Below are 6,249 nucleotides of genomic sequence, written 5' to 3'. Positions count from 1 at the left end.
TAGCACTACGCTTTCGCGCAAAAAACATCTGTTGGCCCGAGACCCTGCAGCGAAGCGAAGCGGCTCATCGAACGCCCCCAGGAAGCTTTGCTCTGCGCGAAAGCGTAGCGACAGCAACAAATGTTTTATCTGTGCGAAAGCGTAGCGACAGCAACAACAAATGTTTTATCTGTGCGAAAGCGTAGCGACAGCAACAACAAAGCGCCCAGTCGGAACGGAAATCCCCTCACATTATGATGATGAGTTAATCTCAGAAGAAACTGTATTCGTTTTACTCAATTTTAATTTATAGAAAATCATGCAAGCGATAAAGAAGCCAACCCCATATAGTAAACCAACTCTTTGTGTTGGATCGAATGCTAAAAAGACCAGAATTAGCGTGCAAAAAATAATACAGAACATTGGAATCAATGGATAAAATGGTGTTTTAAATTTTAATTCAGATACATCTCCTCCTGCTTTGACATAACGATATCGGAACATTAATTGAGAGGCGCAAATCCCCATCCATGAAATTGTTACAGAAATTCCTGCAATAGACATGAGTAAAACAAATACTGCATCTGCTTCCATCACGCTCGTTAATAAAGAAAGCAACGAGAAAAGCATCGTGAAAATAAGTGCATTTAATGGCACTTTATTTTTCGTTAGTCGTCCAAATAATTTAGGAGCCATTCCCTCTTTTGACATCGACCATAATAAACGTGTGGAAGCATATAAACATGAGTTACCTACTGATAATATCGCTGTTAAAATTACAAAGTTCATAATGCCAGCAGCGTATGGAACGCCAGCTAAATTCATCAATGTGACAAAAGGACTTTCCAGTAGTCCAAGCTCCGATGAAGGGAATATCGCAGATAAAACAATAATAGAAGCAATATAGAAAACTATAATTCTAAAAAGAATTGTCTTTATTGCCCGAGGAATATTTTTTTCTGGATTTTCAGTTTCTCCTGCTGCAATCCCGACAAGTTCAGAACCTTGATAAGAAAAGATAACATTCATCATTGTGACAAAAATAATGGCAATACCTGCTGGGAATAAACCAGACGGTGCTAAATTCGTAAAATGTGGTGTTGGACGATCAGCTAGCGGAATCAATCCAAAGATTGCCGCAGCTCCTATAACGATAAATGCAATCACCGCAATGACTTTAATGCTTGCAAACCAAAATTCTGCTTCCGCAAATCCTCTAGTTGTCAATGCATTTAAAGTAAATAACAGCACCATGAATACAGCACACCATATCCAAATAGGAACATTCGGGAACCAATGTTGCATCAAAATTCCCGCTGCTGTAAATTCTACCCCCGCTGTGGCAGCTGACCCGACAAAATACATCCATCCTAAAGAAAATCCAACTGAAGGACTGATAAAACGTGTTGCATAGGTTTGGAAAGAACCAGTTACAGGCATGTAAACCGCCAATTCTCCAAGACAATTCATAACCATGTACAATATTAAGCCACCAAATAAATAACCAATTAATGCCCCTCCAGGACCTGCCTGATTAATTGTAAAGCCAACATTTAAAAATAGTCCTGTTCCAATAACTCCTCCGAGCGATAGCATTAATAAATGCCGACTCTTCATTGAACGGTTTAATTGATGATCTTGCCGTTGTTCCCCTTTACTCAACATCCATCCCCACTCTCTAGTTATCAATATATCGAATATTCTGATATCACCACGGGTATTTTTACATTGACATCCGCCGGAGGCTTTGGGCCAACAAATGTTTTTTGCGCGAAAGCGTAGCGTCAGCAGCAAATGTTTTTTGTGCGAAAGCGTAGTGCTAACGCAGCGGCAGCAACATGATGTTGGTCACTCAGTCGTGTGTTGTTGCTGTCGCTTCACTTTCGCACAGATAAAACAGTGTTGCTGTCGCTTCGCTTTCGCACAGATAAATTGCCACAGGACGTGGCAACGACTGAGTTCCTCTATTTCAGCGGATGTTTGTACACCCGCTGAAAGAAGTTAAAAACGTAATGACAAACAACTTAGCCCACCATCATGTTTTCTAAACTCCGACATTTCTAGCTCAATTGTTTGGTAGCCTAGATCGTTTAATTTACGATTTGTTTCTGGATAGCCTGCTGGAATAATGACATAATCATTTACTTGAATACAGTTTGCTGAATACTCATCCTCTTTTGGAATAATAATTTTTTCATAGGATTCGAATGCAGGGTGATCGACAAACTCTCCTGCTACTACAATACGATTTTCACCAACATATGCGATGCCCGTTTTTAAATGAAAAAACTCCTTTAGCGGAATGATCGTTGCCTCATAGCCTTCTTTTTCTACGATTTCTTTAAATTGTCGAGCCCCTTCTTCATTAGTACGATCAGAGATACCGACATAAAATTTCTTTTCTGCCTGCAATACATCTCCGCCATCAAGTGTTCCTGGGCCTTCGATATAATATAATTTTTCATAGAACTTTTTAACAGCTGGCACGATTTCCTCAATCTCACGATTACGAGCTTCGGCCCCTGGATTTGAAATAATGGCAAATTCAGCTGTTAAAACAGCCGTATCCTCTACGAATGTTGAATCTGGAAAGGCTTCATTCGCCGGAAGCTGTGTAACCTCCACGCCACATCTCTTTAATGCTTCAACATATTTTTCATGCTGCTCAAATAATTTTTCTAAAATCGGTTTTCCTAAGTCACTAGTCGTTAAACCATTTACATAACTATTTCCTGGATTTTTTACAATAACATTTTTAAACATTTTACTTCATCTCCTTTTTTCTTCTTACTACTGGGCAGGTTAAACATGTTGGTCCACCTGTTCCTTTTATCGAAATTTCATTTCCTTTATATTCATAAACTGTTACGCCAGCATCAAGTAATTGTTGCTTTGTCATTGGATTTCCATTTGGAACAATACATACTCTAGGTGCAAGTGCTAAAACGTTACAGCCAAGCGTATCATACTCATCTTTCGGGACCTCAATTAATTGAATACCTCGGTCGATTAGAAGCTGACGAAAGAAAACTGGCATTAATCGTGAATGTACAACCGCTAAATCCTCGTCCACCATACTAATGAAGGACATTAAGTGTAAACATTCTGCTTCACCTAAATCATGCGGTAGCTGCACAACAATGAATTCATCCACAAAACCCTTCGTCATGTCCTTTAGCTGACGAATAGCTTCATCATTCGTTCGATAGCCTCGACCTACCACAAGTGTACGGTCATCAAGCCAAACAATATCGCCACCATCTGATACAGCCTCTCCTGTCAATTCTCCGATAACCGGAATGCCTTTTTCCTGTAAAAATGCTTTATAGACAGCTGCTTCTGGCTGTCTTGATTTTTTGCCAGATTTTAAGATAATGGCCCCATTTGGTGTGAATTTTACAGGATCATGCGCATACAGCGAATCAAGCCCTACTTCAACTGATTCTGGTAAAAAATCAATTTTTTCAACATACTTTTCTAGAATGCTCATAAATTTTGCATATTCTTTAAGAGCCCCATTATAGCTAGGTTCTGATAAGTAGTTAAATGTTTTCCATTCATCGCTAAGATGCTGTTGGTTTCGGAAAGCATCTTTTGGATGTTTTACTATTACGTGTTTCAAAGGTGCATACATTGACGAACAATAATGCATTCCCTTCACCTCTTTCCGTGTAGTGGAAAACGTTTCCGTTGAGAGGAAAGTTTATATGAAAAATATATGTGTTTTAATGTATACTGTCAATATATTTAGAATAATTTATATATTCTTTCTTTTTGAATAAAAAGCATAATGAAATAGATATCCACAATTACGTAGCTAGACGTCGAGACGGAATAAAAATAAAATGAATGAAAGAGAGGTGGGACATCAATGCAATTATTAGAACGAGCTATGACAATCGCTAAAGTTTTGGCTTCTGAAGCAAATGAAAACAGCTTGTCCATTTCAGAGCTTTCGGCAAAATGCAATTTACCACTTAGCACATTACATAGAATTTTAAAAGCGATGATTAAGGAAGGAATGATTGAACAAGACGATCAAACTAAACAATATCGTCTCGGTACAATATGGATGGAACTTGGCTTACAAGTGTATGATACGATGGACTACATCAGTAAAATCAGGCCAGAATTAGAGCGTTTAGCAAGAGAAGTCGAGGAGAGCGTCTATTTAAGTAAGCCCGCTGGTTTAGATACAATTATTATCGAGAGAATAGACAGTGCAGCTAATCCCATCCGTATTTACGATCAGCTAGGTATTCGTATACCGATGCATATTGGAGCTGCAAATAAAGCAATTTTAGCCACAATGCCCGTTTCTCAAGCAAGGGCAATTATTGAACAGCTTATTCCTCATGACGAAATCGCTGAATTAGAGGCACAGCTTGAACAAATAAGACTACAAGAATTTGCTATTAGTCATGGGGAAAGAACAGTAGGAACATCTTCCATTGCAGTTCCCATTTTAAATGGGTTCAATGAAGTAGTCGGTGCAGTAAGTATTGGTTTTGTTAGCTTTAACGTTTCTGCAGAACATATTAATACCATTACAGAGCGTTTAGTGGAAACTGGTAAACGTGTTTCCATGAAGCTTGGCTACCGCGGAAAATAAAATGAAGCTTTATGAAAGTGGATTTTCTTTATCCCCTACTGATGATGAGTCTTCTCCCAATAATTGTTTCATCTAGGAATTTTCATCCATTATTTAACAAGTGTTTTTTGTCTGTAAAGGTTTTTTTCTTGAAAGGTTATGTGAAAACTATTGCACTGAACGTCATCGTATGTTAAATTATTATGGTATGTGAAATACCGAACTGAAATAATAATCTTTCAGCATTAACAGTAAGGAGGGAATACAACATGCCAAAACAATGTGTAATCACTGGGCGTAAAGCTCGTACTGGTAACAACCGTTCCCACGCTATGAACGCTAGCAAACGTTCTTGGGGTGCTAACCTTCAAAAAGTTCGTATCTTAGTAGACGGTAAACCAAAACGTGTATGGGTTTCTACTCGTGCATTAAAATCAGGTAAAATCGAGCGCGTTTAATCGTCGCTTCCAAAAAATCGATTTTCGCATTTGGCGCAAAATCGATTTTTTTCTTTCTTAATAAATTACTAAGCCGCTAGAAATTACTTCTCATAGTAATTCCTAGCGGCTTTCATTACATATAGCAGCACAACAAAACACCTATGCAGAATGGCAGTTACGATATAATAAAGTATAGTTCTTCAACAAAGCGAGGGGTTGATTTCCGTTCCGACTGGGCGCTTTGCCGCTGACGCTTCGCTTTCGCGCAGAGCAGAGCTTCCTGGGGGCGTCCGATGAGCCGCCTAGTCTTCACTACAATCAACCACTTCTCATAGTATGTATCTTCTGGCATGTCTTTCGCGAAAGCGTAGTATTAACGTAGCGTCAGCAAGATCAGGTGTACAATAGCATTATTGTTATAAGTTTCTTCTGTTTGATTATGGTGAGTAGCCATAGCGTTCACTTTTGAATTACATAAAATTAATAAAAGTTCTATGCTACCGCTGATTGGAGTGGAAGGCTACTCGACTCCCGTGGGAAAGCGAGACAGACGAGACCCTGCACGGAGCGGATGTTTTCTGTGCGAAAGCGTAGTGCTAACGTAGCAGCAGCAACAACAGCGGAGGAAGCGGCTCGACGCTCGCCCACAGGAAGCTCTGCGCGAAAGCGAAGCGGCAGCTACAAATGTTTTCTGTAGCGAAAGCAAAGCGGCAGCTACAAAGCGAGTAGCCTGGAACGGAAATCATCCACCATAATATTCACAGAATTGAGCTTCAGGAAGCCCACTTCTTCAGAGGTGGCAGGAATGAAGTGCTTTTTTCTTTATAGAACATATTTTTATGTTGTATATTGTGAATAATCAAAAAAAGAAAGGAGTGACGGGTAATGACGAAAGGGAAGAAAGATTGTTTTATTATAGAACTCAGGTTACTTATAGATACATGGCAAAAGGATATTCTATTAAAACGTTTTGAAATTGCCCGTACACTCTATAATACAACCTTGTCTTATGCAGTAAAAAAATATACTTTAATGCAAGAATCAAAACACTATCGAAAACAATTACGTTGCTACCAAAAGGCGAAAAAATCTAATGATTCAAAAGAATTGAAACAGACCGCAAAAGAATTAGATAACATTCGTCAATCTTTTGGATTAAGTGAATATCAACTGCATGCGTATATTAAAAAGCATCAACATAACTATAAAAAACATATAGATAGCAATACTTCTCAGAAA

At 38.8% G+C, this 6,249-nt stretch carries 5 protein-coding genes and 1 pseudogene; 3 read left to right on the top strand and 3 right to left on the bottom strand.

Annotation, left to right across the window (positions count from 1 at the left end):
- Positions 1–231: 231 nt before the first annotated feature.
- The 3 genes from ACFXN8_RS26100 to ACFXN8_RS26090 all read right to left on the bottom strand — a co-directional run bounded on the left by ACFXN8_RS26100 (position 232) and on the right by ACFXN8_RS26090 (position 3,631).
- Entirely contained in the window at positions 232–1,644 is a 1,413-nt protein-coding gene (locus ACFXN8_RS26100; RefSeq protein ID WP_386848284.1) for an amino acid permease, read from the bottom strand.
- Between the two features lie 336 nt (positions 1,645–1,980).
- Entirely contained in the window at positions 1,981–2,742 is a 762-nt protein-coding gene (locus tag ACFXN8_RS26095; protein ID WP_386848283.1) for a dimethylarginine dimethylaminohydrolase family protein, read from the bottom strand.
- Between the two features lies 1 nt (position 2,743).
- Positions 2,744–3,631, bottom strand: a complete 888-nt coding sequence (locus tag ACFXN8_RS26090) for a dimethylarginine dimethylaminohydrolase family protein (RefSeq protein ID WP_386848282.1) — start codon at positions 3,629–3,631, stop codon at positions 2,744–2,746.
- 219 nt (positions 3,632–3,850) lie between these two features.
- Between ACFXN8_RS26090 and ACFXN8_RS26085 the strand changes: the two genes are divergently transcribed.
- The 3 genes and pseudogenes from ACFXN8_RS26085 to ACFXN8_RS26075 all read left to right on the top strand — a co-directional run.
- Positions 3,851–4,591, top strand: coding sequence for an IclR family transcriptional regulator (locus tag ACFXN8_RS26085; protein WP_386848281.1), 741 nt, complete (start codon positions 3,851–3,853; stop codon positions 4,589–4,591).
- Between the two features lie 248 nt (positions 4,592–4,839).
- Positions 4,840–5,028 (top strand): 50S ribosomal protein L28, encoded by a 189-nt coding sequence (gene rpmB, locus ACFXN8_RS26080; protein WP_370042904.1) that lies wholly within the window; start codon positions 4,840–4,842, stop codon positions 5,026–5,028.
- Positions 5,029–5,895: 867 nt separating this feature from the next.
- Positions 5,896–6,249: pseudogene (locus ACFXN8_RS26075) on the top strand (hypothetical protein); the annotation flags it as partial.

It is taken from the genome of Lysinibacillus sp. NPDC059133, assembly GCF_042755925.1.
Classification (GTDB): domain Bacteria; phylum Bacillota; class Bacilli; order Bacillales_A; family Planococcaceae; genus Lysinibacillus.
Note: the sequence above shows the minus strand (reverse complement) of the source record. Positions and strands in the feature narration are given on the sequence as shown.